This window comes from Streptomyces galbus (assembly GCF_005280195.1).
GTDB classification, from domain to species: domain Bacteria; phylum Actinomycetota; class Actinomycetes; order Streptomycetales; family Streptomycetaceae; genus Streptomyces; species Streptomyces galbus.
The window spans coordinates 14,957-41,373 of the sequence record NZ_SZPR01000030.1; the positions used below are offsets into that span (position 1 = coordinate 14,957).

Below are 26,417 nucleotides of genomic sequence, written 5' to 3' on the forward strand. Positions count from 1 at the left end.
GTCGGTGGGCCGGCGGGACGGCCCCGGTCGGCGGCCGGCCGGGGTGGTGCGGGTGGGCGGGGCCCGGGCCGGCGGCGGGGCCGTGCCGGTTCCGCCCCGGCCCCGGGGCGTTACACTGTGACACATGACGCCTATTCGTCACAACGGTTCGGGCGGCGGATCGGACAACGACGCCGTCCTCGACGCGGTCCGCGACTGCGTGCTGGCCGTCGGGGTGCGGCGCACCACGCTCGCCGACGTGGCCCGCCGCGCCGGTGTCTCCCGGATGACGCTGTACCGGCGCTGGCCGGACCTGCGGAGCCTGGTGGGCGACCTGATGACGCGGGAGTGGATCGCGGTGGCCACCGGGGCCATGCCGGCTGCCGCGCCCGGCACCGGCACGCGCACCCGGATCGTGGACGGACTGGTCGCCGGGGTCGAGGCGTTCCGGGCCCACCCGCTCTTCCGCAAGATCGTCGACGTCGACCCCGAACTGCTCCTGCCCTACGTCCTGGACCGGCGCGGCGCGAGCCAGGAGGCGCTGCTGGCCCTGCTGGGCGAGGCGCTGCGCGAGGGCCACGCGGACGGTTCGGTACGGCCCGGCCACCCCGAACGGCAGGCGCGCGCGCTGCTGTTGACCGTGCAGTCCTTCACCCTGTCCCTGCGCACGATGACCGACGAGGACGACCCGGAGCTGGATGCGGCGGCGTTCCTCGGCGAGCTGCGCACCCTCCTGGAGAGGACCCTGACGCCATGAGCCACACCGAGGCCGCGCCCGGCTCGTCGCTGAGCGCGCACCGGCGCCGCCGGGAACTGGCCGAGGCCGCGGACGGCCGCACGGTGGACGTCCTGGTCGTCGGGCTCGGCGCCACGGGGGCCGGTGCCGCGCTGGACGCGGCGGCCCGCGGCCTGGACGTCGTCGCGGTGGACGCCCACGACCTGGCCTTCGGCACCTCGCGCTGGAGCTCCAAGCTCATCCACGGGGGGCTGCGCTACCTCGCCTCCGCGCAGTTCGACGTCGCCCACGAGAGCGCGGTCGAGCGCGGGGTGCTGATGACCCGGACCGCCCCCCACCTGGTGGCCGCCCAGCCGTTCGTGCTGCCGCTGACCCCGCTGGTGTCCCGGGGCCAGGCGTCGCTGGCCTGGGCCGGGCTGCGGGCCGGGGACGTGCTGCGGCTGGCCGCGCGGACCCCGCGCCCGGTGCTGCCCGCGCCGCGCCGGCTGTCCGCGGCCGAGGCCCGGCACCTGGCGCCCGCGGTCCGCGCGGCCGGCCTGCGCGGCGCCCTGCTGTCCTGGGACGGCAAGGTGAGCGACGACGCGGCGCTGGTGACGGCCCTGGCCAGGACGGCCGCCGCGCACGGCGCCCGGGTGCTGACCCGGGTGCGCGCCCGGGAGCTGACCGGCACCGGCGCCCGCGTCCGCGACGAACTCACCGGCGAGGAGGGCGAGATCAGGGCCCGCGCCGTGATCAACGCCACCGGGGTGTGGGCGGGCACCCTCGCCGACGGCATCCGCATCCGGCCCTCCCGCGGCACCCACCTGGTCCTGCGCTCCGAGCGGCTCGGCGCCCTGCCGGCCGGCCTGCACATCCCGGTCCCCGGCGAGAGCAACCGCTTCGTGCTGGTGCTGCCGCAGGACGACGGCCGCGTCTACGTCGGCCTCACCGACGAGCCGGTCGAGGGCCCGGTGCCGGACGTGCCGGAGGTGCCCGAGAGCGACATCGGCTTCCTGCTGGACGTGCTGGGCTCGGCCCTGGACGTGCCGGTCGGCCGGGAGGAGGTGGTCGGCGCCTTCGCCGGACTGCGCCCGCTGCTCGACACCTGCGCCGGCGGCCCCGCGCAGCGCACCTCCGACATCTCCCGCCGGCACGCCGTGCTGACCTCGCCCGACGGGGTCACCACCGTGGTCGGCGGCAAGCTCACCACCTACCGGCGCATGGCCCAGGACGCCGTGGACGCGGCCGTCGCGGCCCGGGGCCTGCGCGCCGCGCCCTCCCCCACCGCCGCGCTGGCGCTGACCGGTGCCGCCGCCCCCGGGCGGCTGCGCGCGCTGCCCGTGCCCCGCCGCCTGGTGCGCCGTTACGGCACGGAGGCCGTGGCGGTCCACGCCCTCGCCGCCGGCGACCCCGCGCTGGCCGAGCCGGTGCTGCCCGGCCACCCCGTCACCCGCGCCGAGCTGCTGTGGGCCGTCCGGCACGAGGGTGCCCTGGACGAGTCCGACCTGGTGGACCGCCGTACCCGCATCGGCCTGGTCGGCGAGGACCGCGAGCAGGCGCTCCCCGCGGCCCGCGAGGTCCTCGGCGAGGCGGCAGCGGTACGGCCCTGACCCGGCCGCCCGCCCCGCCCCGCCCTGCCCTGCCCTGTCTCGTGCCGGAGCTCAGCCGAAGTAGGCGTCGAAGGTCTTCTGGAACTCCCCGTTCGCGAAGCGGTCCCAGTTGATCGACCACGTCATCAGGCCCCGCAGCGCCGGCCAGGTCCCGTGGGTGGCGTAGGAGCCGCAGCCGGTCTTCTTCGTCAGGCAGTCCAGGGTCTTGGTGACCTCGGCCGGGGAGACGTAGCCGTTGCCGGCGTTCGTGTAGGCCGGCATGCCGATCGCGACCTGGTCGGGGCGCAGCGGCGGGAAGACGTTGTTCGGGTCGCCGGCCACCGGGAAGCCGGTGAGCAGCATGTCGGTCATGGCGATGTGGAAGTCGGCGCCGCCCATGGAGTGGTACTGGTTGTCCAGGCCCATGATCGGGCCCGAGTTGTAGTCCTGGACGTGCAGCAGGGTCAGGTCGTCGCGCAGGGCGTGGATGACCGGGAGGTAGGCGCCGCAGCGCGGGTCCTGGCCGCCCCACTTGCCGGTGCCGTAGAACTGGTAGCCGTTCTGCACGAAGAAGGTCTCCGGGGCCATCGTGAGGACGAACTTCGTCCCGTACTTGGCCTTCAGGGTCTTCAGGGCCGAGATCAGGTTCACGACCACGGGCGTGGTGGGGTTCTTGAAGTCCGTGTCGTTCGCGTTCAGCGACAGGGAGTGGCCCTCGAAGTCGACGTCCAGGCCGTCCAGGCCCCAGGTGTCGATGATCTTGGAGACGGAGGAGACGAAGGCGTCCCGGGCGGCCGTCGTGGTGAGCTGGACCTGGCCGTTCTGGCCGCCGATCGAGATGAGCACCTTCTTGCCGGCGGCCTGCTTGGCCTTGATCGCGGCCTTGAAGTCGGCGTCGCTCTCCACGCCGGGGCACTCGGTGACCGGGCAGCGGTTGAAGCGGATGTCGCCGGAGGTGACCGAGGTCGGCTCGCCGAAGGCCAGGTCGATGACGTCCCAGCTGTCGGGGACGTCGGCGAGGCGGGTGTAGCCGGCGCCGTTGGCGAAGCTGGCGTGCAGGTAGCCGACGAGGGCGTGGGCGGGCAGGTCGGACGGGCCGCCGCCGCCGGTGCCGGTGCCTGCGCTGGTGGTGGCGGTGACGGCCGCGGACTTCGCGGACTCGCCGGCGGCGTTGGCCGCGGCCACCTGGAAGCTGTACGCCGTCGAGGCCGTGAGGCCGGACACGGTCGCCGAGGTGCCGGTCACCGTCTGGGCCCGGGTGCCGTCGCGGTAGAGGACGTAGCTCGTCGCGCCGCTGACCGCCGACCAGGACAGGCCCACGGAGGACGAGGTGACCGAGGTGGTCCTGAGGCCGGCCGGGACGGCGGGCGGCTGGCCCGTGCCGGTGCCGCCGGGGCCGACGAGGGTGATGTCGTCGGCCTGGTAGGCGCCGGTGCCGTACCAGCCGTGGGTGTAGAGGGTGACCTTGGTGGTGGCGGGGCCGGTGCGGAAGGCGGTGCTCAGTTTCTGCCAGTCGGGGGCGGACTGGGTCCAGGCGGAGACGTCGGTGGTGCCGGTGCCGCTCGCGCCGAGGTAGACGTAGGAGCCGCGGACGTACCCCGACAGGGTGTACTGCGCGTCGGGCTGGACGGTCACCGTCTGGGAGCACTGGGCGTTGTCGCTGCCCGCCGGGGTGGCCTGCAGCGCCGAACGCCCGCTGTGCACGGGTGAGTCGACGGTCGTGCCGGCCGTGCAGGTCCACCCGGTCAGACCGGACTCGAAGCCGCCGTTGATCGCGACGTCCGCGTCGGCCGCGCCGGCGGGCGAGGAGAGCGCGGTGAGGGCGGGCACGGCCAGCAGGGCGGCCGTGAGCGCGGCGAGGACGGATCTGGGACGTCGGGCGCGGTCCACAAGGGCCTCCGGGGTCGGGGGAGTTGGAGGGGCGCAGCGCACACAACTTGGTCCAGACCAATCCTGTTGTCAAGACGTCCGGGCGCTGTCCGTGCGGGGACCGGACGCGGTGCGGGCCCCCAGGCGGGGCGCGCCGATTGTGGGGCCGCACTCCATATCGGGGGGTGGCCCCCGCTCCTACCGTCCCTGCGCATGACACCGACCAGAGCCGCACACCACCGCATCGCCGCCGTGCTCGCGACGCTGCTCGTCGCCCTGAGCCTCGGCCTGTTCACGCCCGGCAGGGCCGCCGCGGCCTCCCTGCAGGAGGTCACCGGTTTCGGCACGAATCCCGGTGCCCTGCGCATGTTCCGCTACGTGCCCGACGGGCTGCCCGCCGGCCGGCCCGTGGTCGTCGCCCTGCACGGGTGCACCCAGAACGCCGCCGGGTACAGCGCCGGCACCGGCTGGCTGCAACTGGCCGACCGCTGGGGCTTCTCCGTGGTCCTGCCGCAGCAGCAGAGCGCCAACAACGCCTCGTCCTGCTTCGACTGGTTCCAGAGCGGCGACATCCAGCGCGGGCAGGGCGAGGCCGCCTCCGTCGCGCAGATGGTCGACCGCCACCTCGCCGACGTCGGCGCGGACGCCTCGCGCGTGTACGTCACCGGTCTGTCGGCGGGCGGCGCGATGACAGCCGTGATGATGGCGGCCTACCCGGAGAAGTTCGCCGCCGGCGGGATCGTCGCCGGGCTGCCCTACGGCTGCGCGCAGGCCGCCGGGTCGCCGTACGTGTGCATGTACGTCGGCGCCGCCCAGACCCCGCGCCAGTGGGGCGACCGGGTGCGCGCCGCCCGCCCCGGTTACCCGGGTCCCTGGCCGAAGCTGACCGTCTTCCAGGGCAGCGCCGACTACACGGTCAAACCGGTCAACATGACCGACCTGGTCGAGCAGTGGACCGACGTCCAGGGCGCCGACCAGAGCGCCGACGCCGGCGACACCGTCGCCGGGTACCCGCACCAGGTGTACCGGGCGCCGTCGGGCGCCGCCGTGGTGGAGACCTACAGCATCACCGGCATGGGGCACGGCCAGCCCGTCGACCCCGGCAGCGGTCAGACGCAGTGCGGGACGGCCGGCGCCTACCTGCTGGACGTCGGCCTGTGCGCGGCGTACCGGATGGGGGCGGCCTGGGGACTGGGGCCGGCGTGAGACGAAGCCGTGGTCGGACGCGGGCGCTCCCGACCTTTCGACGGTCTTCGAAATCATTGCCGGCCGCGGAGCGGTCACGCGAGTATCTGGCGGCGACATCGAAGTGACGCTGTCGCGCCGGGACGGGTGACCGGCCGGGACACGGCAGGGGGCAGCAGTGAGGGCATTCCGGCGGACTTCCGGCGCGCGTCGCCGATGTGTCGTGGGTGTCGTGTGTGCGGGCGCAGCCCTGGTCGTAGCGGGCGGCGTCCACACACTCGCTGCTTCCCCGCCTGCCGCCTCGGCTGCTGCGGAGCGAGAACCGCGTGAGCCGTCGCGGCAGGAGGCGAGCCTCCTGCACGAAGCGGGCCAGATTCTGCTGCGGGACTGCATGCGGCGGAAGGGCTTCGACTACCAGCCGGTCAAGGAGAACCCGGTTCCGCAGGCTCGGGAGTTCCCGTATGTGCTCGACGACGTCGCGTGGGCCCGGGAACACGGCTACGGCTCGGGCATCCAGCACGCGCTGTCCGAGCTGAGGAGAACGGACGCCAACCAGCGGTACTTTCGCGGGCTGCCGGCCGGGCGGCGGGCGGCGGCGCTCGCGGCGGCCAATGGTTCCCCTCCCCTGACCGTCACGGCCAGGGCCCCCGACGGCATGGTGTACCAACGCAGTCCCGCGGGCTGTCAGTCGCAGGCCGACGCAACGCTCTACGGAAACCTGCAGGAGTGGTTCCGGGCCAAGGTCACCGCCGACGCGCTGACGGAGATCCGCCATGCCAAGGTCAGCGGGGACCCAAGGTTCGCCAAGGCCCTCAAGCCCTGGTCCGCGTGCATGCGGGCAGCCGGTCACCCCGCTGCCAGCCCGGCCGACCTGCGCGCTGCGGCAGGTTCGCGCACGCCCCCTCTTGCCCGGGGCGAGGAGATCGCCCTCGCCGTCACCGAGGCGCGGTGCGCCCGCGGTTCGGGCCTGGCCGAAACGGCACGGGCCCTGGACCTGCAGTACGCCCGCAGCCTGGCCCGGCAGTACCACCGGGCCGTGCGCAGCTACCGGGAACTGCAGCTGAACGCACTGTCCCGTGCCCGCGACCTCACACGGGAGGCCGGCACACCCTCATGAACCCGACATCCGCAGCAACGGGAGGACAGAACATGGGCACAGTACGCAGCGCTCTGATCGGCGCGGCTCTCGCCATGGTGACAGTGGCGGCCACACCGCTCGCCGCCCAGGCATCGGAACCCGTTCCCCTGCCCTCACAGGAGCCGCCCGCCGACGGCCTCCTCCACGTCTACTACAACACCGGTTATTCGGGATGGTGCGACGACTGGTCGGGAGAGGCCCCGGACTGGGGCAGCTGCCGCAACCAGGTGAGCTCGCTGTGGAACAACGGCTACCCCGGCAACCTGGACGACGTCTGGGTGTACTGGGGTCTGAACTACACAGGCGCGCGCCGGGGCGTCCACAACGGCATCGGACTCAGCGACCTGCGCCAGTGGACCTTCGACGCGAACACGGGCCCCGGTGCCGGGGAGTGGCTCAACGACAACATCTCCTCGCACCGATGGACGAACCTGCCCTGAGCCTGCCGCACTTCGGGGGCCGACGTGTTGACGTTCCATTTCACGGGCGCGGACATCGCCCGCGTACGGGTGGCGAGCAGACCGGATCCGATGTGGGAGCTGCTGCTCAGTCTGCATCTGCTCAGGGGGGACGACGGCGCGGTCGTCTTCGGACCGTGGAAGCGGCAGGTGCGGTCGCGGCTCGCCGCAGGCGTCCCCATGCTCTTCGACCTCGCCCCGCCCCGGGGCTACTCGGCCGACTTCCTCACCCCCTCCCCCAGCGGGGAGGGTCTGGAGGCGGGACTCGACGCCCTTTTGTCCACTCCGCGCCCCGTGCTGCGCCGGGACACCGGGAGGCTGGCCGCCGCTCGGCGTCCCGGCACCTGGACGCGGTCCCTGGCCGAGGGGGACCTGGACACCCTGCACCGCCTGGATGGGATCCTGCGCTCCTACTTCGCCGCCGCCCTGCGGCCCTACTGGTCCCGGGTGCACACGGCTTTCACCCGGGACCGTGAGCTGCGGGTGCGGGCCGTGGCGGACGGGGGCGTCGAGGGCATGCTGACCGGCCTGCACCCGGATCTGCGCTGGCGGTCCGGTCTGCTCACCATGGCCAGCGCCTGCGACCGCGACATCCACCTCGGCGGGCGCGGCCTGGTCCTGCTGCCGTCGTTCTTCTGCTGGCGCGCTCCTATCACCCTGCGCGATCCCGGCATGCCGCCGGTGATCGTCTACCCAGTGGCCCACGACCTGGGCTGGGCGCAGCCGAACGCCGAATCGCGCGATCCGCGGCTGGCCCTGCGCACCCTCCTGGGCCGCACCCGCGCCGATCTGCTCGCCGCCCTCACCGCGGGTGGCGGATCGACCGGGGAGCTCGCCCGGCGGCTCGTCGTCTCCCCCGCCTCGGTGTCGCAGCACACCACCGCGCTGCGTGACTGCGGGCTGATCGTCACCCGGCGCCGCGGACCGGCCGTCCACCACAGCGCGACCCCGCTGGGGGAGGCGCTGGTGGACGGCCGCCCCGGCATCCCATCGGTCAGGGCCGGGTGACGCGGCCGTGGTCAGGCGCCCAGGGTGAACACCCCCGCCCCCTGGCCCGGAGCCTGGGTCCAGCCTGTGATCCGCCGGGCGAGGCCGCGCAGCCGGGGATCACCGGGTCGTACGGCGATCTGGAAGTGTGCCGCATGCGGCCGGCGCAGGTCGCCGCCCCAGGCCACCACCGCCCCGCACTCCTTGAGGATGTCGCGTACCACGGCCAGTTGTGGGGGGAACAGCACGCCGGCCGCGGCCTGGGGGTAGGCGGCCGGGCGTATCTCGACGGCCGTGCCGGAGGCGTAGTTGGTGGTGTGTCCCGTCAGCCCCGCGGCGGGGCGGTGTCCGGCGAGTTCGTGGCGGGCCACCTCTTGGACCTCGTAGTGGAAGCGGCGGATGACGTGGACGAGCACCGTGGAGACGTCGCCCTCCAGCAGGGAGACGCGGGCCGCGGTGCCCGGCACCGGCAGGGTGGCGATACCGGTGGTGGTGAGGGGCCATCCGTTGGCGCTGGTGGTCGTGGCCGCGGCGGCGGGAGCGGCCGACGGCAGGGTGGCACCGGCCGTCATCACCCCCGCCAGTGCGGTGAGCAGCAGGGTCCGCCGGGGCAGACCTCTGCCGCCCGGTCCGCCCGTGTTCCTGGCCTGCATGCCGGGTCCCCTCTCAGCCGCGCAGGGCCGCGTTGTAGTGCTCGAATATGGCGTAGAGGTCGCGTGCCCGGCGGCCGTATTCGCCGGCGCCGTTGTACAGGGTGAGCACCGCGACGATCTCCTCGTCGGAGTAGCGCAGCCGGTCGGTGGTGATGCCCTTGAGGGCAGCGGATTCGATGTGGATCAGCGGGACGGTGCTCACGTTGTAGTCGTCGTCGTTGCGCAGCCGGTCCCAGACCGCCCGGCGCGCCCGCCAGTCCTCCATGTCCTGGATCGTGCCCGCGATCACGTCCGCGCGGATGCAGTGGTTACGGGCCTTGATCGCGGTCCTGCCGAAGATCTGGGCGACGCCTGTGCTGGAGTCGTCCCTGATCACGGCCGGCGGGGTGGGCGGTATCCCGACGGGGTTCTGCTCCCAGGCGGCATGCGCCTCCTCCCAGTCGAAGTAGGCAGCGACCAGCGCGTCCACGCCCTCGTCGGTGAAGTCGGCCTGGTACTCCCAGAAGATCACGGCCTGCATGAGCGACTTGCGCATCCGGAAGGACCGGGCGAGACCGGTGATCAGCGCGTCCATGGCGAGGACTTTGTCGATGCACTCCTCGGGGGTGCGGTCCCGGTACCAGTCGTCGTGTCCGTTGGCCACGATGTAGTGGACGAGGTCCGTGGCCAGGGCTCCCCGTTGGTTCATGTCGAAGGGCACGTCCAGCGCGGTGTCCGGGCCCCGGGGCGTGAACTGGGTCTGCCCGGTGTCGCGTCCGGAGGCGACGTCCTTGTCGATCTCGATGGACCCGGTGCCCGAGCCCACCGTGATCGTCGCGATCTGGTCGAAGGCCCAGTCCCTCGGCAGCGGGAAACCCAGGTTGCCGCTGTAGCCGGTGGACATGTCCGACACGAAACTGGCCACCGTCAGACCGGCCTTGGCGAGCCGGCTGCAGATGTTGCGGGGGGCGTAGACACCGACGCGGTACTCGCTGCCGTAGGCGGCCATACGGTCCGCCAGTGCGCGGAAGTGCGGCACGACCCGGCTGGTGATCTCCTCGTCGACGGCGTCGTAGTCGACGGAGAAGTAGAGGATGGTCCCGGCGCGGAAGCCGTGTCCTCGGGCCGCCTCCAGGGCCGCCAGGGCGTCCGTGGCACCCTGCTGCGCGTTGAAGTAGTCCGGATCGCCGCCGTTGGTCTGGTAGATCGGGAAGACCGACAGGCCGCCCGCGACGATGGTGGCGAGTTCACCGGGCTGGATCTTCTTGTTCCTCGGGTTGGTGACGTTGGCGTTGGTCAGGTACCGCCCCACCGTGGTGTATCCGGCGGCGCGCAGCGCCTGGGCGCGGGCCGGGGTGATCTCGGTGATGCAGTCCGCCGCGGTGCCGGGGCGGCTCGGGTCGCCGGTGCTGACCAGCAGTGAGGCCCAGGTGCGGAAGTCCGCGGTGCCGGTGGTGGGCAGCAGCTGGGCGAAGCGCTGGAAGTCCACGACGGTGCTGAGCAGCGACCCGGAGTACACGCCGTCGAACGCCACGTCCCAGCCGTTGAACCGCATCGCCGCCTGGAACAGGTGCACGAACTGCCGGGCGCCGTCGGCCGAGCCGAGGCCGAGCATTGCCTGGGTCCTGATGCCGTCCTGCGTGCCGGGTCCGAAACGCCCGTTGGCGACGTCGTCGCTCATGCCGATCTCGTACTGGAGGGCGAAGACCAGCGCCTTCTGCACGTCCCGGGAGAAGTTCCCGTCGGCCGGGCAGATGAAGAACTCCCGTCGTTGGACGTACCTCCCGTTCAGCCACTGCTGGATCTGGCGCACCTGCTGGGTGCCGTTGCCCACCCGCACGTACGGGTCCATCGTCAAAAGCGCTTTGAACACCTTGGGCTGCAGCCCGTTGCCCGGATAGGCCCCGCCCACGCCCATGTCGGACTTGAGTGCGGCGACCGAGTCCGCGGTCCTGCCGTTGTAGGTGCCGTCGATGCCGCCGCCGTCGTAGCCCTTGCAGTACAGGCCCGACTGGATGATCCGGTAGACGTTGCCGTGCCGGGTCAGGTCGTCGATCTGCGGCCCGAACCGGGACTGGAGCGTGCTCAGTGTCGTGGGACCGAAGGTGTCCGAGAGCGAGGTGATGCCCAGCTCGTACTGGAGTGCCCGGGTCAGGGCGTACATCACCGTCCAGCTGGTGCGCCCGTTGACCTCCACCTTCGGGATACCGGAGATGTTGTAGGAGTTGATGAACCGCTGCGCGAGTTCCACCATCTCGTCGGCCATGTGTGCCTCTTGTCCGTGGGGTGGGACGTCAGACCCAGTCCTGGTAGATGCCGCCGTTGCAGCCGGTGGTGCGGAATCCGCTGTCGTCGCTGTCGTCGATGCAGTCGTCGGTGTACTGGTTGCGGAAGGTCAGGCGCACGGAGTGGTGGTGGACGACGTACCAGCTCACGTTCTCGGAGCTGTCGCAGAACTGGGTGCTGAACCCGGCGGGGCCGTCGTAGAGGCAGCGTCCGGTGGCCTTGTTCTGGAAGCGTCGGGTGCCGTCGTTGAAGACGTGGACGTCCCACTGCTGGTAGAGGCCGCTGTTGCAGGGGTACGTGCGGAACCCGTACTGCTTGCTGTCGTCCATACAGCGCTGCGTGCCGAGGCTCTGGAAGGTGTTCACGACCAGGACGGTGGCGGCGCCGTCCTGGGATTCCTGCGCGGCTTCGGCGGTGCCGGCCGTGGTGACCAGTGCGCCCGCGCAGAGCAGGGCCGCCGCGGCCGTCTTGAGCGATTTCATGTCATCCCCCGGATGTCTGAGTGGTCGGACTCGCACGCCAAGACTGGGACCGGGGCCGCACGGCTGCCAGACGTTTCAGCCAGGACCGAAAGGGGCTTCGCGGCGGCGTCCGGGGGGAAGTCGGCGTGCACGCCCTGGACTCTCGAGCCGTTGTCGGTGGCCTGCCGTGAGCTGGAGCGGGAGCGTCTTGCTGCCGTCCCGGGCGCCCTGCGCGACCTGCCCGAAGTGGCTCGTGAAGGTCCTGCCCACGAAGTAGGTGCTCTGGAGAGGAGTTCCGAGGCGGCGCGGATCCGCCGGGACGGACGGCGTCGTCGCCACCTCCACCCGCCGGCGCCATCGCTCCGCCCGTCCCGGCGATCACCAGCGCCGTGGCCGCCGCCACCGCGCGGCGGCGGACACGGCGGCGGCGTCCGCCTTTGCCGATATTCTGCGCGGCGGGTCGACCTGCCCGAGGCGGTCAGTACAGCTTGTTCACCGCCGTGACGGTCGTGGTCTTGAAGTCCGCCACCTGGGCGTCCTTGAAGGTGCCCATCCGGCCCCAGCGCACGATGGTGACAGCGGCGCCGTCGCGGCCGACGGAGAACAGGTTGATGTCGGAGGAGCCCTGGGCGGAGGCGGTGTGGATGCCGTAGACGTCGGCGCCCTCCTCCACGTTCAGGTGGCCGTAGGACTTCTGCGTCGCCGTGATGTTGGGGTCCTGCTGCATCAGCGTCCGCGCGCAGCCGGCGAGGTCCTTGCGCAGCAGGGCGGCGAACTCCTTCGACCACTGCTCGCTGCGCCCCTCGACGGTGAGCTGCTGGGCGTTGGTGTCGAGCTCCGTCCAGTACTCGCGGTGGGAGGTGATGGACGGCAGCGCCTCGCCCACGCACATCGGCAGCGGGTCGGGCTGCCCGGCGGTGACGGGGCCCGCGTACCAGGGCGAGGACGGGTACGGCGGCAGCTCGGCCGGCTCCAGGTACCGGGGCGTGTCGGAGGGGTCCTGGCCGGCCGCGGCCGGGACGGCGGCTGCGGCGAGGCCGGCCACGGCCGCCAGCGCGGCCAGGCCGCCGGCCAGGGCGGTACGGGTGATACGGGTGCCTCGGGCGCGGATCTGCATGGTCTCCCCCATCGGTCGTGCCCGGCTGGCCGGGCGGGTGCGCGGGCTTGTGCCCTCGCCCCCTGTACGACCCGTCGGCGGCCGCATGCGTTGCCCGCGGGCTTGCTACGGATCCGTCCCGAATGTCACCGATCGGTCCGCCCCCGGGGGGCCGGCGCCTCTTCCCACCCTGACGGCCGTGCCCGTGCGGGTGTGCGCCACACTGAGGTGCGCCCCCCGCCCACCTGCAGGAGCAGCACGATGAACCCCCGATTCCGTCGCCTGGCCCTCGCCATGGCGCTGAGCGCGCTGCTGGGCGGATGCGGCACGGCCGCGGACACACAGACGCCTGCCGCCGCGGAGAAACCGTTCTGGAGTGCCGAGTTCGCGGGGGAGGCCGGTACCCGTCCGTCGGAGATGTCCTGGAACACCGAGACCGGCAACCGGGAAGCCGAGGGGTGGGGCAACGACGAGCTGCAGTACTACACCAACGACGCGGCCAACTCGTCTCTCGACGGCGCGGGGCACCTGCTGATCGCGGCGCGGCGCGCCCCCGTGGGCGCGCACCTGCCGTGCTACACGCAGGAGGTGTGCCCGTGGACCTCCGCCCGGCTCACCACGCAGGGGAAGGTCGCGCTCAGCCGCGGACGGGCGGAGATCCGCGCGAAGCTGCCCACCGGCACGGGGCTGCTGCCGGCGATCTGGATGCTCGGCGACAACGGCGTCGAGTGGCCCGGGCAGGGGGAGATCGACATCTGCGAGGTGGTCGGCGCGGAGCCGCGCACGGTGTACGGGACCGCGCACGGACCGACCTACTTCAACGAGAACGGGATCGGCGGCTCCACCGCCCTGCCGGGCGACGCCTCGCAGGCCTTCCACGTCTACGCGGTCGACAAGCAGCCGCACCGCATCACCTGGTCCGTCGACTCAAGGCCGTACTTCACGCTGACCCCGTCGCAGCTGCCCCGGCCCCATGACTGGGTCTTCGAACAGGACCTGCACCTCCTGCTCAACGTCGCCGTCGGGGGCGACTGGCCCGGTCCTCCCGATCGCTCCACACCCTCCCCCGCGACGATGACGGTGGACTGGGTGCGCCTGTACGGCGAGGGCGTGGCCTGAGCCGTGCGGCCGGTCAGTGCAGGATGCTCACCGCGCGGGCGATCACCAGGAGCGAGGTGAACAGGGCCGAGACGCTCTGGATGCTCATCAGCACCTTCGCGCGGGTCGACAGGGGCATCGTGTCGGTCGGGCTGAACGCCGTGGAGTTGGTGACGGAGACGTAGAGGTAGTCCACGAGGGTGGGGACCCAGTCGGAGGTGCCGCTGGCGCCGTCGGCCACTTCCTGGATGGCGTCGTCGTTCTCGTCCTGGGAGAAGCGGAAGTCCGCCAGCGGCAGCGCCGAGCGGGGCACCTGGGTGCGGCTGACCGGGCCGCCGCGGTCCAGCTCCCAGTAGGCCAGGCCGAAGACGATGATGTTGGTCAGCCACACCTGCAGGGCCGCCACCAGCAAGGACCTGCCGTCCTTGACCCCGGCGTAGACCAGCTCGTGGACCAGGATGACCAGCGCCACCAGGTTGCTGACGGCGATGATGCCCACCAGGGTGAGGGACAGCACCCGGAACGCCTTGGTCTGCCGGGTCAGGCGCCTGGGGTTGATCGCGATGAGCGGGACGAGCAGCAGGCACTCCAGGGCGGGCAGCACGTAGCGCGGGGCGACGAGCAGTTGCTCGGGCAGGAACAGGTACAGGGCGATCGCGGTGAGCGTCGCGACGACCGCGGGCAGCCGTACCTCGCCCCTGCGTTCGTGCCGGGGATGCCTGGTGCTCGCCTCCGCGCGCGTGCGTGCCATACCGACCGGTCCTTCCCCTTGCCGCCGCTGACAGCGCCAGAGGGCCCGCCGCGTCATCCGGTGCAGGTCGCCTGGCACCTGAAGCATCTACCCCGAGGACGGCGCTCCCCCGCCACCGCGCCCGGCGGCGGGGTGGGCGGCGGGTCAGGCGGCGGTCGCGGTGAAGCTCTGTGCGGCCGAGCCGTCGCAGGTGCGCTGGGTGAGCTGCGCGCTGTCGGCGGCGGTGGCCGCGGCGGTCAGGCACTTGCCGCTGTGGCGGGCGGTGAAGTGGTAGCGTCCGGCGGCCTCCTTCACGGGGAGCCACTGCTGGTTCTGCCCGCCCGTGTACGTCCACAGCTGCAGGGGGGCGTTGTCGGCGCCGGACACGTCGGTCACGTCGATGACCTGCTGCGGGTTCGGGCGTACGCCGATGCGCCGGTATCCGCTGTCGGTGGCGGCGAGCCGGAACTGCTGGGCCTGGGTGCCGTTGCAGGTGTACTGCTGGATCGCGGTGCCGTTGGCGGTGGCGGCGGCGCGGGCGTCGACGCAGGTGCCGTTGCCGACGTTCCTCAGGGAGTAGGGGGAGGTCTCGGAGAGCGTGTCGTCCGGCGGGGTGGTGGTGCCGGCGCCGCCGAGCCACTTCAGGCCGTCCAGCAGGAAGCGGTTCTGGGTGGCGCTGGCGAACGTGGACGACGTGCGGGTGTCGGTGGCGTAGTTCATCGCGTTGTGGCCGAAGTTCGCGTACAGCATGCGGTACTTCGTGTTGGTCCACAGGATCGGGTAGTAGCCGCTGTACCAGGACTGGTCGGGGTCGGTGCCCAGCGGGAAGCTGCTGGGGTCGACCGAGGCGAGGACCTTGATGTCCGGGTTCTGCCGCAGGTCGTTGGACCAGCTGTACCACTCGCTGACCGACGAGGTGAAGGTGGCGGGCAGGCCCGCGGTGGACGGGTGGGTGCGGTCCTCGACCTTCAGGGTGGCGGCCGTCGGGCCCCAGGTGTTGGAGCGGAAGGTGCCGCTGCCCAGGAACTGGTCGTGGTACCAGGGCCAGCTCGCCGCGTCCGTGGTGAAGGCGGAGACGTGGAAGCCCATCCAGGCGCCGCCGGAGCGCATGTACTGCTCGAATCCGGCGCGTTGGGCGGCGCTCTGCGGCAGGTCGTCGAGGAACAGGACGACCTGGTAGGCGTTGACGCCGCCGTTCGCGAGGAGGTTCCAGTCGTTGCTGGCGGTGTAGGTGAAGCCGTTCGCGGCCGCCTGCCGGGGCAGCCAGTCGTTGGCCTCCTTCTCGAAGTCGATGTGGGCCGCGTCCCAGGTGCCGCTGTACAGGCCGAGCACCTTGAAGGGGGTCGCCGCGGGGCCGGCGTGGGCGGCGGGCGGGGCGGCGAGGGTGAGGAGGGCCGCGAGCAGGAGGAGGATCCGCGGCGTGGTGCGGGCGGGTGCGGGTCGGGCGGGGTGCGGTGCGTGCATCTGCCGATCGGTCCTTTCGTCCCGGTCCCGGGAGGTCAGCCGGTGTACTTGGCGAAGATGCCGGTGAACTGCCAGGCGCTCTGGGCCACGCCCGAGCAGGTGTCGTCGTTCGGGTAGGCGCCGGAGCAGGGCCGGTCGCGGTTGGCCGACCAGAACGTCAGGCGCGCCAGGTGGTGCTGCTGGGCGTAGCCGAGGATGGTCTGGAAGTCGGCGGGGGTGACGGTCTCGTTGTCGTCGGTGATGCCGTTCATGGAGGAGATGCCCATGGAGCGGTAGGCCTGGTCGTCGCTGTAGCCGTAGGCGTTCTTCAGGGCGTTCTTCAGGCCCTCGGCCGCCCGGGTCGTCAGCGTCCCCATGTTCTGGCCGGCGCCGCCGAAGTCGAACGGCATGATCGTCCAGCTGTCCACGGTGAGGCCGGAGGCGGCGGCCCGGTTGATCAGGCTGGTGTCGGGCCCGGACTGGCCGGTGCCGATGGTGACGTACACCTTCAGGCCCGGGTTGGCGGCCTTGACGGTCTTGAGCGCGTCGACGGTGCGCTGCTGCACGGTGGCGCTGCTGTAGGCGTCGGCCTCCAGGTCGATGTCGATGGCCTTGAGCCCCAAGGCGTCGATGACCTTCTGGTAGGCGCCGGCGAGCGCGGAGGCGCTGGTGCAGGTGCTCTCCAGCTTGTTGCCGCTGTAGCCGCCGAAGGAGGGGATGACGTCGCCGCCGTTGGCCCGGACGGTGGTGACGGTCTGCTGGTCGACACCGCCGGTGAGCGGACGGGTGCCGTCCCACTGGGGGTTGCAGGTGCCGTTGCTCAGGACGAAGGCGAGGGTGAACCACTTGACGCCGGTGGCGTTCATGAGGGTGACCGGGTTGGGCGGGCTGCCCCAGCCGTTGTAGAGGTAGGGGGCGACGGCCATCGGTGCGGCGGCGGGGGGTGTGCCGTCGCCGGCCGCCGGTGCGGTCCACTTCTGGTTGGCGGCGCCGGTGCAGCTCCAGATCTGGACGGGGGTGCCGTTGGCGGCGGTGTTGCCGGTGACGTCGGCGCACTTGCCGGACTGCTGGCCGACGAGGTCGCGGGCGGCGGTGACGGTCCACTTCTGGTTGGCGCTGCCCGCGCAGTCCCACAGTTGCAGCCGTGCTCCGTTGGCGGTCGAACCGCCGGTCACGTCCAGGCACTTGCCGAGGGCGCGGAGGGTGCCGTCGGTGCCGACGGTCCACTGCTGGGCGGCGGTGCCGTTGCAGTCGTAGAGCTGGACGGCCGTGCCGTTGGCGGAGTTCGCCCCCGCCACGTCCAGACACTTGCCGCCGAGTCCGGTGACGGCGCCGGTCGCGGCCGCGGCGGGGGGCGCGGCGAGGACGCTCGCCGATCCCGCGAGCAGGGCGGTGACGAGGACGGCGCGCAGCGCGGTCCTGCGGGCGGGGGCGGATGCGGGCAGGGGGGACTTGGGGAGCGTGGGGCGCATGGGGGGTTCACAGCCCTTCGGGGGAAGACCATCGGTGGGGGTCGGCAGAGACACCGGGGTTCACGTATGTGAACTTCGGGTGCACTCGTGAAGCTGTGGCGAACTGGAACCTAAAGGTCTGTGCCAAAGCCGTCAAGAGATGAAGCCGAGATGGCCGTCGACGCACGCGCCTGCGCAGGGACTTGAACACAAAGGGGCCCCGGTCCGGGAGCACACTGCCGTACTCCCGGGCCGGGGATTCCTCAACCGCCCGAGCACACCGCGCCGTTGAGGCGGAAGGCCGTCGGGTCGGGGTTGGGGCCGTCGTTGGCGCCGACGAAACCGAAGGAGGCCGTCGACGCGCCGTCCGCAGCCAGCGCTCCCGCGCCCTCGGGAGCGGTCACCCGCACGTGCCGGCCGGTCTGGGTGAACGTGGCGTTCCAGCCGGAGGACACGCTCTGGCCGTCGGCCGGCCAGTCCCAGTCGAGCGTCCAGCCGGTGACCGGGGCGGCGGAGAGGTTGCGCACGCTCACCGTGGCCACGAACCCGTTGCCCCAGCCCGTGTCGCGGTGGTAGGTCACCGCGCAGACGGCGTCGGAGGGGGTGCCCGTGGTGAACGTCAGCGGGTCGGACGGCGCGGCGAGCCGGCCCGAGGCGTCCGCGGCCAGCACGTCGACGGTGTGCGTGCTGCCCGCGGGCAGGTTCCGCAGCGTCACCGAGGTGCCGGTGCTCTCGCCGACCGTCCACGTGTGCGCACCGTCGCGCTCCTGGACCAGGTAGCGCGCGGCCCCGGGCGCACCCGTCCAGGACAGGCGCGCCGTGGTGTCGGTGACCGCCTCCAGCCTCGGCGTGCCCGGCGTGCCGGCCGCCGAAGCGCCGGGCCCCGTACCCGACTTCGGGCTGAGCGTGAGGGTGAGCATCCCGTACGCCGGCACCGTGACCCGCGAGGCGCTCGCCCCGCTGCCGGTGACATCGGTGATGTCGCTGTCGCCGCGTGCGTAGCGGCGCGCGACGGGGGTCGCGGCGGAGGGGGTGAAGCCCGTGTAGGCGAGGGCGACGGTCCGTGCGGCGTCCGGGTTCTTGTTGATGAGCAGCACGCTCAGGCGCCCGTCGCGGCGGTGCACGGCGTGCGCGGAGACGTCCTGCGCGGAGGACGCGGCGGCGACCATGGTGTCGCCCGCGGTGCCCAGTTCGCTCGTCATCTTCATGCCGAAGTACGGGTGGAACGGCGTGTTCGCGGGCGGCTGGCAGACCGCGCCGCTGCACGCTCCGCTGGAGAGCATGCCCATGTCGCCGTAGTCCGTCTCGCCGTCCACGGTGCTGATCTGCCCCGGCCCGTTGTGGGTGTTCCACCAGTCGACGGTGAACACCCCGTTCTCCAGCGCCGTGGCGAAGGCGTCCGCGGCGAACAGGCCGTTGGGACGCGCGGTGAGCAGGCCGCCGCCGGTGTTGGTGTTCACCTCGGTCAGGGCGATGCCGATGCGCGGGGAGTCGGCGCCCGCGTACCGGTCGAGCTGGCGGCGCACCTCGCGCAGTTCGCCGGGCAGCCGGGTCAGGCGGGACAGGGCGGTGTCGGCGCTGGTGTCGGAGCCGCCCGCGTACCAGTGCACGCTCACGAAGTCGATGACGTCGGTGACCTGGGAGAGCACGGTGTGGTTCCAGTCGCCCGGATCGCCCTGGCCGACCACGCCGTCGGGCCAGTTGCCCGGCGCGGTCAGGACCGCGCCGATCTTCACGCTCGGGTCGACGGCCTTCATCGCGGCGGCGTAGGCGCGGACCTGGCGGGCGTACTCCTGGGGGCTCTTGTCGGCGTGCTCGTCGTGCTCCCAGCCGCTGCCGTAGTGGTCGTTGCCGTAGATCTCGTTGCCGATCTCCCAGTACTTCGCGCCGTAGCCCTTGGTGACGTTGGCGTAGCGGACCCAGCCGGCCGCCTCCTCGGGCGTGCCGGAGCCGTAGTTGGCGATCAGGACGGGCTGGGCGCCGGTGGCACGGACGGTGCCCATGAAGGCGTCGAAGCCGGTGCCGGGCGCGACGTACCCGCCGGGCGCGGTGTGCGTCTGCCAGTGGTAGATGTCGGCGTAGGAGCCGCCCGGGTAGCGCATCGCCCCCACGCCGGCCCGCTTCATCAGGGCCGCGACCTCGGGGTCGTTCATGTGGGCGTCCCAGACGGCGGCGTTGACCCCGCGCGCGGTGTCGGTGAGCCGGCCCAGCGACGCCTGCGCGTCGACCTGGACGTCGGCGTCCGCGGCGGGCTCCTCCCCCGCCGCGGAGGCGACCCCGGCGGCGCCGAGCGGGGACAGCAGGGCGAGCGCGGCGGCCAGGGCGGCGGCGGTGCGCACGAGACGGCGGGAACGGGAGCGGCCGGGGCGGCCGGATCGGCCGGGGCTGCGCGGTAAGGGCATGGGGGTCCCCCCTCAGGGGCCGGCGGCAAGGGCACAGGATCGGTGGGAGCGCTCCCATGATGGGAGGGGGGTGATGCCCTGTCAACGGACGGGACAGCCGGGACGCACCCGGCCGGCACGGGGGCGGGGGCGGGGAAGAGCCGGGGCCCGACGAGCGGGGTGCGTGCGCGGGCGGCGGAGGGCCCCGCCCTCACTCCCCCGGTGCCCGCAGCCGCCGTACGCGCGCGGGGGCGGGGCCGGTCGACTCGCGCGGGACGTAGGCGGTGCGCAGGGTGTGGCGGCGGGGGCGGGCCGTGGAGCCCTCGATGCGGCGGATCAGGATGTCCGCCGCGAGCCGGCCCAGTTCCTGCACCGGCTGGCTGACCACGCTCAGCCGCGGCCGCACGAGGGTGGCCCACTCGGCGTCGTCGAAGCCGATGACCGAGACGTCGTCGGGGATGCGGGCGCCGAGGTCGAGCAGGGCGTCGAGGGTGCCGAGGGTGGCCACGTTGTCGGTGGTGAACAGCGCGGTGGGCCGGTGCTCGGCGCACATCAGCTCCAGGACGGCCGAGCGCGCCAGGGCCCGGTCGTACCCGGTGTGCCGGATCAGTTCGGCCCCGCGCGGGATGCCGGCGGCGCGCAGGGCCTGCCGGTAGCCGGTGAGCCGTTCGGTGGTGGTCCAGATGTCGGCGCCCGGCGCGAGGCGCGCGGTGTTCTCGTCGGGGGACGCGGAGGTGACGACCGCGATGCGGGTGTGGCCCGCGTCGGTGAACCGGGCGACCGCGGCCTGGGCGGCGCCGCGGTTGTCCACCACGACCGTGTCCAGGCCGGCGCCGCTGACCACGCGGTCCAGCAGGACCACCGGCACGCCCGAGGCGACGGCCTTGTCGAGGTGTTCGTGGTCGGCCGCCGCGGGCGCCACGACCAGGCCGTCCACCCGCCGTTCGATGAACATCTGCACCGCGGCCCGCTCGGTCGGGCCGTTCTCGTCGCTGTTGGCGAGGACGACCTGGAGGCCGGCCCTGGCCGCGACGTCGGTGACGCCGCGCACCGCGCGCGCGAAGTAGGCGTTCTCGACGTCGGCGACGACCACGCCCAGCGTGTGGGTGCGTCCGCTGATCATGCTGCGGGCCACCGCGTTGGTGCTGTAGCCCAGTTCGGCGGCGGCGGCCAGCACCCGTTCGCGGGTGGCCGCGCTCGAGGAGCCGTAGCCGCCCAGGACCCGGGCGGCGGTGGCCTGTCCCACGCCGGCGTGCCGGGCGACGTCGGGGATGGTGACGCGGCGCGGCGGGCGGGGGGCGTTCGGCATGGGGTCTCTTCGTGAGTGACGGCTCGGCGGACGCCGAGGAAGGGGCCGGTGAAATCCGGCGCCATTCAACCATTGACGGGCGGCGCCTGCGGGTGGGTAAGGTACGAGCCCGTTGGTAACGTTATCAAAATTCACCGGCGCGGCACCCGACTGCCTTTCCCGGACCGGCCCCTGCACGCCCGCCCGTGCCCGCGGCCGTTCCCTGTCCCACGCCCCGAACACCGGAGGTTTCACGGATGGCACCCGACACCCTCTCGCCGCCGTCGGCCGCAGGCCCGGCCATCGCCCTCGTCGACGTGGTCAAGGACTTCGGCGGTGCCCGGGGCGCGGCGGCCGTGCGCGGCGTCAGCCTCTCCATCGAGGAGGGCGAGTTCTTCTCGCTGCTGGGCCCCTCCGGCTGCGGCAAGACCACCACGCTGCGGATGATCGCCGGGTTCGAGGAACCGACCCGCGGGCAGATCCTGCTGCACGGCAGCGACATGGTCGGCGTGCCGGCCAACCGGCGCGACATCAACATGGTCTTCCAGTCCTACGCCCTCTTCCCGCACCTGAGCGTCGCCGACAACGTGGCGTTCGGGCTGTGCCGCAAACGGGTGCCCCGGGAGGAGATCCGCGAGCGGGTCGCGACGATGCTGGCCACCGTGGAGCTCGCCGACAAGGCCGACCGCCGGCCCCGCGAGCTCTCCGGCGGCCAGCAGCAGCGCGTCGCGCTGGCCCGCGCCCTGGTCAACCGTCCCCGTGCGCTGCTGCTGGACGAGCCGCTCGGTGCGCTGGATCTGAAGCTGCGCCAGTCGATGCAGCTGGAGCTCAAGCGGATCCAGCGCGAGGTCGGCATCACCTTCATCTACGTCACGCACGACCAGGCCGAGGCGCTGACCATGTCGGACCGGATCGCGGTGATGAACAACGGCCTGGTCGAGCAGGTCGCCCCGCCCAGGGAGGTCTACGAGCGGCCCGCGACGGCGTTCGTCGCCGGGTTCATCGGCACCTCCAACCTGATCGGCGGGCGGCTGAGCCGGGTGGAGGGGGAGACGGGGGTGCTCGACCTCGGGGAGGGCCAGCAGGTCACGGTGGCGCTGGGCGGCAGTGCCCGGGGCGCGGGGGCGGCCGTCGAACTGACCGTGCGGCCGGAGAAGGTCACGCTGTGCGCCGGCCCGCCGGGCACGGCCAGCCGGATCCGCGGCACCGTCCGCGAGGTGGTCTACCTCGGCACCTCGACCAGTTACACCGTGGACACCGCCGTCGGCGCGGAGATGACGGTCTTCCAGCCCAACGACGGCACCGCCACCGTCCACCCGGCCCGCGGCGAGAGCGTGTGGCTGTCCTGGTCCACCGACCACTCCTACCTGCTGTCCGCCGCACCCGCGCCCGCGGCGGCCGCCGCCGCCGCGGCGGGCTCCCCGACCTCGCGCTGACGACAGGCGGACCACCATGCCCCAGTACTCCACCCCCTTCGTGCCCCGGCCGCGCACCCTGCCCCCGGCCGGCCCGTCCCGGCGCGGCCTGCTGCGGGCCGCGTTCGGCGCGGCCGCGCTGGCCCCGCTCGCCGCGTGCAGCGTGCCCGGCGCGCGGGTGCACGTCCCCACCGGCCAGGCCGAGATCGCCCGGGCGGTCAGCGGCTTCTGGGCCGGCCGCAAGCGGTCCGGGAAGCTGGACTTCGTCAATTACACGCAGTACATCGACGTCGACCCCGCCGACCAGAGCAGGCACCCCACACTCGCCGCCTTCACCCGCGAGAGCGGCATCGAGGTGACCTACAGCGAGCTGATCGACGACAGCGCCTCCTGGTTCGGCAAGATCCAGCCCGAGTTCGCCTCCGGGCAGGGCATCGGCTACGACCTGATGGTCGTCGGCGGCGACAGCTACCTCACCAAGTACATCCAGCTGGGCTACCTCGCCCCGCTGGACCACAGCAGGCTGCCGCACTTCGCCCGGTACGGCGGGGCGGCGTTCAAGAACTCCTCCTTCGACCCCGGCAACGTGTACACCGTGCCCTGGCAGTCCGGCATGACCGGCATCGGCTACGACCCGGCCCTGGTCGGCCGGAAGATCACGAGCTGGCAGGACCTGCTCGACCCCAGGTTGCGCGGCCGGGTGGGCATGTGGAACGACGCGGTGCAGATGGGCAACGTCGCCCTGCTGGCCGTCGGGGTGGACCCGGAGACCTCCACGCCCGCCGACTGGCGCAAGGCGGCGGCCTGGCTGCGCAGGCAGCGCGACGCCGGCATGGTGCGCTCCTACTCCACGGCGACGTACCAGTCCTCGCTCCAGCGCGGTGACCTGGCCGCGTCGCTGGTGTACTCGGGCGACGTCTTCCAGGCCAACCAGAGCGGTTCGAAGCTGGAGTTCGTCATCCCCGACGAGGGCGGTCTGCTGTGGACCGACAACCTGTGCATCCCCTCGACGGCCGCCCACCCCGTCGACGCCCTGACCTACATGGACTACGCCTACCGGCCCGAGGTCGCCGCGCGGATCAGCGAGACCGTGCAGTTCGTGTGCCCCGTCCCCGACGCGCAGCGCATCGTCGCGCGGGACGCGGCCGCCGCGACCGGCAGGCGGCGCAGCGTGCTCGACGCGCTGAGCACCAGCCCCCTGGTCTTCCCGACGACCAGCGACGAAGCGAAGCTGCGCCACCTGCGGGTGCTCGACGAGGAGGAGGAGAAGCAGTGGAACGCACTGTTCGAACCGATCTACCAGGCCTGACCCGGCGGCGGCGCCGTCCGGGGGCCTCGCTCGCCCCCTACTGGCTGATCCTGCCGGGCTGGCTGTGGCTGGCCGCGTTCTTCATCACCCCCGTGATCGTGATGGTGTCGCTGTCGCTGCAGACCGGCGACTTCATCGACGGGTTCCGCCAGACGTGGCACGTCGCCACCTACGCGGACGTGGTGCACACCTACCACGTGCAGTTGGTGCGGTCCCTGCTCTACGGCGCCGCGGCCACCGTGTGCTGCGCCCTGATCGGCTACCCGGTCGCCTACTGGATCGCCTTCCGGGCGGGCCGGCACAAGTCGGTGTTCCTCTTCGTGCTGTTGCTGCCGTTCTTCGTCTCCTTCGTCATCCGCACCCAGTCCTGGAACGTGGTGCTCGCCGACCACGGCGTGCTGCTGGGCCCGCTGAAGGACCTGGGGCTGCTCTCCGACGGCTTCCACGTGCTGGCCACGCCGTACGCGGTGATCGGGGGGCTGACGTACAACTTCATGCCGTTCATGGTGCTGCCCGTCTACGTGGCGCTGGAGCGGGTGGACCCCAAGGTGATCGAGGCCTCCACCGACCTGTACGCCTCGCGGACGGCGACGTTCACGCGGGTGGTGCTGCCGCTGTCGCTGCCCGGTGTGTTCGCCGGGGTGCTGCTGACCTTCGTGCCCGCCTCCGCCGACTACGTCAACGCCGGGATCCTCGGCGGCCCTTCGACCACGATGATCGGCAACATCATCCAGACCGAGTACTTCACCAACCTCGACTACCCCGGCGCGGCCGCCCTGTCCTTCGTCCTCATGGGCGCGCTGCTGCTGGCCGTGTTCACCTACGCCCGGACCCTGGGCACCGACGAGGTCCTTCAGGCGGCCGCGCGATGAGCTCCCCGACCCTCTCCCCCGCCGCCGGCCGGTCCCGTCCCGCCCGGCGGGCGCGCCGCCGCCCGTTGCTGTCGCTGTACACGCTGCTGGTGCTGGCGTGGCTGCTGCTGCCGATCGCCGTGATGGTCCTGTTCGGCTTCAACGACACCGCCAGCAAGGTCAACTTCACCTGGCAGGGCTTCACCCTGACCTGGTACCGGCACCTGTTCGCCATCCCCAACCTCACCTCCGCGCTGGTCAACAGCCTGACCATCGCCCTGGTCGTCGCCGTGGTCGCCACCTTGCTGGGGACCCCGATCGGGCTGGCGCTGGGCCGCTACCGCTTCCGCGGCCGCGGCTCGACGGACCTGCTGATGTTCGCCGCCATCGCGGCGCCGGAGATCGCCCTGGGCGCCGCCCTGCTGTCGCTGTTCATCGTGCTGGGCGTGCCCCGCGGCTACTGGACGGTCGTCGTCGCGCACGTGGCGTTCTGCATCCCCTACGTCGCCATCACCGTGCGGGCGCGGATGGCGGGGCACGACCCGACGCTGGAGGAGGCCGCCCGTGACCTGGGGGCGGGCCCGTGGACGGCGTTCCGGCTGGTCACCCTGCCGATGCTGCTGCCCGGGGTGGCCTCCGGCGCCCTGCTGTGCTTCGCCCTGTCGATCGACGACTACGTCATCACCAGCTTCAACGCCGGCCGTACGGTCACCTTCCCGCTGTGGGTCTACAGCGCCAGCCGTACCGGCGTTCCCCCGCAGGTCAACGTCATGGGGACGCTGATCTTCGTGGGCGGCCTGATCATCGCCGGCGCGAACGTCCTGTTCTCGCGGCGCCGCGCGGTCTGACCCGCTCGCGGTCCCCGCGCCCCCGGACACCGGCTCTCCGGCATCCGCCGGCCGGTGCGCGACAACCCCTTAAGGAAACATCACCGTGCTCAAGTTCAACGAAGCCGAGTTCGTCGCCCAGACGGAAAGCCTCGTGACGCTGCGCCCCCAGATCGAAAAGCTCGTCGACCGCCTCGTCGACGAGGGCTGCGACAACGTCCTCCTGGTGGGCGCCGGCGGCACGTACGCGCAGATGTGGCCCTACGAGCACCTCGCTAGGCGCTCCTCGCCGCTGCCGGTGCGGGCCGCGATCGCCGCCGAGCTGGTCGCCTCCGGCGACGCCCGTCTCGGCGAGCGGACCGCCGCCGTGTTCACCTCCGTCTCCGGCACCACCGAGGACAGCCTGCGCGCCATCGAGTACTGCAGGTCCCGCGGCGCCCACACCATCGGCTTCACCGGCATCGCCGACTCCCCCGTCGCGCGAAGCGTCGACACCGCGCTCGTCTCCGCGCCCAAGGCCTGGCCGTTCGACGTGCAGTTGCTGCTGTTCATGGGCCGGCTGCTGTCCCTGCGGGGCGAGTTCGAGGGCTACGAGCGCCTGGCCGACGAACTCGCGGAGCTGCCCCGCGTCCTGGTGGACGTCGCCCGGCAGGCCGAGCCGGTGGCGGCGGCCTTCGCCGAGGCCCACAAGGACGACGACTACCACTTCCTCATCGGCGGCGGGAACCTGTGGGGGTTCACCTACCTGTACTCCATGTGCATCCTCGAGGAGATGCAGTGGCTGCGCACCACCCGGGTGCACAGCGCGGAGTTCTTCCACGGCTCGCTGGAGCTGCTGGAGGAGGACACCAGCGTGATCGTCTTCCAGGGGGAGGACGAGACGCGGGCCCTGACCGACCGGGCCGAGGCGTTCGCCAGGCGGGTCTCCAAGGACGTCACCGTCTTCGACACCCGCGACTACCCGCTTCAGGGGATCAGCGCGCAGTTCCGCGGACTGCTCTCCCCGCTGGTCATGGACACCGTGATGGACCGGGTCAGCAAGCACCTGGAGCGGGTCCGCGACCACTCGCTGGACCTGCGCCGCTACTACCGCGTCATGGACTACTGACCCGCGGGCCGTTCCCCCTTCTCCGTCCGTCCGTCCGCGCGCGCCGGTGCCCTGCGGGGTACCGGCGCGCCCACGGCGGGCGCCGCGTGCGCCGCACGCCGCGTCCGCGCCTCGGGAGACC

22 protein-coding genes are annotated in these 26,417 nt (G+C 72.5%); 12 read left to right on the forward strand and 10 right to left on the reverse strand.

Features of this window, described 5'->3' with window-relative positions:
• Window positions 1–124: 124 nt before the first annotated feature.
• Together E4U92_RS30340 and E4U92_RS30345 are read left to right on the forward strand one after the other, a co-directional pair.
• The gene (locus E4U92_RS30340) at window positions 125–736 is read left to right on the forward strand and encodes a TetR/AcrR family transcriptional regulator (RefSeq protein WP_137303638.1); all 612 of its coding nucleotides are present in this window, start codon (window positions 125–127) and stop codon (window positions 734–736) included.
• Window positions 733–2,304, forward strand: a complete 1,572-nt coding sequence (locus E4U92_RS30345; RefSeq protein WP_137303639.1) for a glycerol-3-phosphate dehydrogenase/oxidase — start codon at window positions 733–735, stop codon at window positions 2,302–2,304. Before E4U92_RS30340 ends, E4U92_RS30345 begins: the two co-directional genes overlap by 4 nt.
• Before the next feature lie 51 nt (window positions 2,305–2,355).
• Here the strand turns inward: E4U92_RS30345 and E4U92_RS30350 are convergent, their stop codons facing one another.
• The gene (locus tag E4U92_RS30350) at window positions 2,356–4,173 is read right to left on the reverse strand and encodes a chitinase (protein ID WP_137303640.1); all 1,818 of its coding nucleotides are present in this window, start codon (window positions 4,171–4,173) and stop codon (window positions 2,356–2,358) included.
• Between the two features lie 192 nt (window positions 4,174–4,365).
• Between E4U92_RS30350 and E4U92_RS30355 the strand changes: the two genes are divergently transcribed.
• From E4U92_RS30355 to E4U92_RS30370, 4 genes are all read left to right on the forward strand, one after another.
• Window positions 4,366–5,358 (forward strand): extracellular catalytic domain type 1 short-chain-length polyhydroxyalkanoate depolymerase, encoded by a 993-nt coding sequence (locus E4U92_RS30355; protein ID WP_137303641.1) that lies wholly within the window; start codon window positions 4,366–4,368, stop codon window positions 5,356–5,358.
• A gap of 370 nt (window positions 5,359–5,728) precedes the next feature.
• Entirely contained in the window at window positions 5,729–6,454 is a 726-nt protein-coding gene (locus E4U92_RS30360) for a hypothetical protein (protein ID WP_137303642.1), read from the forward strand.
• Window positions 6,455–6,486: 32 nt separating this feature from the next.
• Complete coding sequence (locus E4U92_RS30365) at window positions 6,487–6,915, forward strand: hypothetical protein (RefSeq protein ID WP_137303643.1); 429 nt, start codon at window positions 6,487–6,489, stop codon at window positions 6,913–6,915.
• 24 nt (window positions 6,916–6,939) lie between these two features.
• Window positions 6,940–7,941, forward strand: a complete 1,002-nt coding sequence (locus E4U92_RS30370; RefSeq protein ID WP_229863547.1) for an ArsR/SmtB family transcription factor — start codon at window positions 6,940–6,942, stop codon at window positions 7,939–7,941.
• A gap of 11 nt (window positions 7,942–7,952) precedes the next feature.
• On the opposite strand, the gene E4U92_RS30375 is transcribed toward E4U92_RS30370, so the two are convergent.
• From E4U92_RS30375 to E4U92_RS30390, 4 genes are all read right to left on the reverse strand, one after another.
• Window positions 7,953–8,573: a hypothetical protein gene (locus E4U92_RS30375; RefSeq protein ID WP_137303644.1), complete on the reverse strand. Its 621-nt coding sequence runs from the start codon at window positions 8,571–8,573 to the stop codon at window positions 7,953–7,955.
• Between the two features lie 13 nt (window positions 8,574–8,586).
• Window positions 8,587–10,818, reverse strand: a complete 2,232-nt coding sequence (locus E4U92_RS30380) for a glycoside hydrolase domain-containing protein (RefSeq protein ID WP_137303645.1) — start codon at window positions 10,816–10,818, stop codon at window positions 8,587–8,589.
• Window positions 10,819–10,846: 28 nt separating this feature from the next.
• Window positions 10,847–11,320, reverse strand: coding sequence for an RICIN domain-containing protein (locus tag E4U92_RS30385; protein ID WP_137303646.1), 474 nt, complete (start codon window positions 11,318–11,320; stop codon window positions 10,847–10,849).
• Between the two features lie 457 nt (window positions 11,321–11,777).
• Window positions 11,778–12,416 carry a hypothetical protein gene (locus E4U92_RS30390; protein WP_137303647.1) on the reverse strand — a complete coding sequence of 213 codons (639 nt, stop codon included), beginning with the start codon at window positions 12,414–12,416 and terminating at the stop codon, window positions 11,778–11,780.
• Window positions 12,417–12,656: 240 nt separating this feature from the next.
• Between E4U92_RS30390 and E4U92_RS30395 the strand changes: the two genes are divergently transcribed.
• A complete protein-coding gene (locus E4U92_RS30395) occupies window positions 12,657–13,514 on the forward strand; it encodes a glycoside hydrolase family 16 protein (RefSeq protein ID WP_137303648.1) in 858 nt (285 codons plus the stop codon).
• 13 nt (window positions 13,515–13,527) lie between these two features.
• Here the strand turns inward: E4U92_RS30395 and E4U92_RS30400 are convergent, their stop codons facing one another.
• From E4U92_RS30400 to E4U92_RS30420, 5 genes are all read right to left on the reverse strand, one after another.
• Window positions 13,528–14,244 (reverse strand): DUF1345 domain-containing protein, encoded by a 717-nt coding sequence (locus E4U92_RS30400; protein WP_137303649.1) that lies wholly within the window; start codon window positions 14,242–14,244, stop codon window positions 13,528–13,530.
• A gap of 144 nt (window positions 14,245–14,388) precedes the next feature.
• A complete protein-coding gene (locus E4U92_RS30405; RefSeq protein ID WP_137303650.1) occupies window positions 14,389–15,687 on the reverse strand; it encodes a ThuA domain-containing protein in 1,299 nt (432 codons plus the stop codon).
• Window positions 15,688–15,722: 35 nt separating this feature from the next.
• Window positions 15,723–17,138 (reverse strand): lectin, encoded by a 1,416-nt coding sequence (locus tag E4U92_RS30410; RefSeq protein WP_137303651.1) that lies wholly within the window; start codon window positions 17,136–17,138, stop codon window positions 15,723–15,725.
• A gap of 242 nt (window positions 17,139–17,380) precedes the next feature.
• Window positions 17,381–19,519 carry a cellulose binding domain-containing protein gene (locus E4U92_RS30415; protein ID WP_137303652.1) on the reverse strand — a complete coding sequence of 713 codons (2,139 nt, stop codon included), beginning with the start codon at window positions 19,517–19,519 and terminating at the stop codon, window positions 17,381–17,383.
• Window positions 19,520–19,709: 190 nt separating this feature from the next.
• Window positions 19,710–20,807, reverse strand: a complete 1,098-nt coding sequence (locus E4U92_RS30420; protein WP_137303653.1) for a LacI family DNA-binding transcriptional regulator — start codon at window positions 20,805–20,807, stop codon at window positions 19,710–19,712.
• A 236-nt stretch (window positions 20,808–21,043) separates the two neighbouring features.
• Between E4U92_RS30420 and E4U92_RS30425 the strand changes: the two genes are divergently transcribed.
• The 5 genes from E4U92_RS30425 to E4U92_RS30445 all read left to right on the forward strand — a co-directional run bounded on the left by E4U92_RS30425 (window position 21,044) and on the right by E4U92_RS30445 (window position 26,296).
• Complete coding sequence (locus tag E4U92_RS30425; RefSeq protein WP_174864067.1) at window positions 21,044–22,222, forward strand: ABC transporter ATP-binding protein; 1,179 nt, start codon at window positions 21,044–21,046, stop codon at window positions 22,220–22,222.
• Window positions 22,223–22,238: 16 nt separating this feature from the next.
• A complete protein-coding gene (locus E4U92_RS30430) occupies window positions 22,239–23,510 on the forward strand; it encodes a polyamine ABC transporter substrate-binding protein (RefSeq protein ID WP_137303654.1) in 1,272 nt (423 codons plus the stop codon).
• On the forward strand, window positions 23,474–24,382 hold the full coding sequence (locus tag E4U92_RS30435; protein ID WP_229863548.1) for an ABC transporter permease: 909 nt from the start codon (window positions 23,474–23,476) through the stop codon (window positions 24,380–24,382). Before E4U92_RS30430 ends, E4U92_RS30435 begins: the two co-directional genes overlap by 37 nt.
• The gene (locus tag E4U92_RS30440; RefSeq protein WP_137303655.1) at window positions 24,379–25,209 is read left to right on the forward strand and encodes an ABC transporter permease; all 831 of its coding nucleotides are present in this window, start codon (window positions 24,379–24,381) and stop codon (window positions 25,207–25,209) included. The genes E4U92_RS30435 and E4U92_RS30440 overlap by 4 nt, the downstream gene beginning before the upstream one ends.
• Before the next feature lie 85 nt (window positions 25,210–25,294).
• Window positions 25,295–26,296, forward strand: coding sequence for an SIS domain-containing protein (locus E4U92_RS30445; RefSeq protein ID WP_137303656.1), 1,002 nt, complete (start codon window positions 25,295–25,297; stop codon window positions 26,294–26,296).
• The last annotated feature ends 121 nt before the right edge of the window (window positions 26,297–26,417 follow it).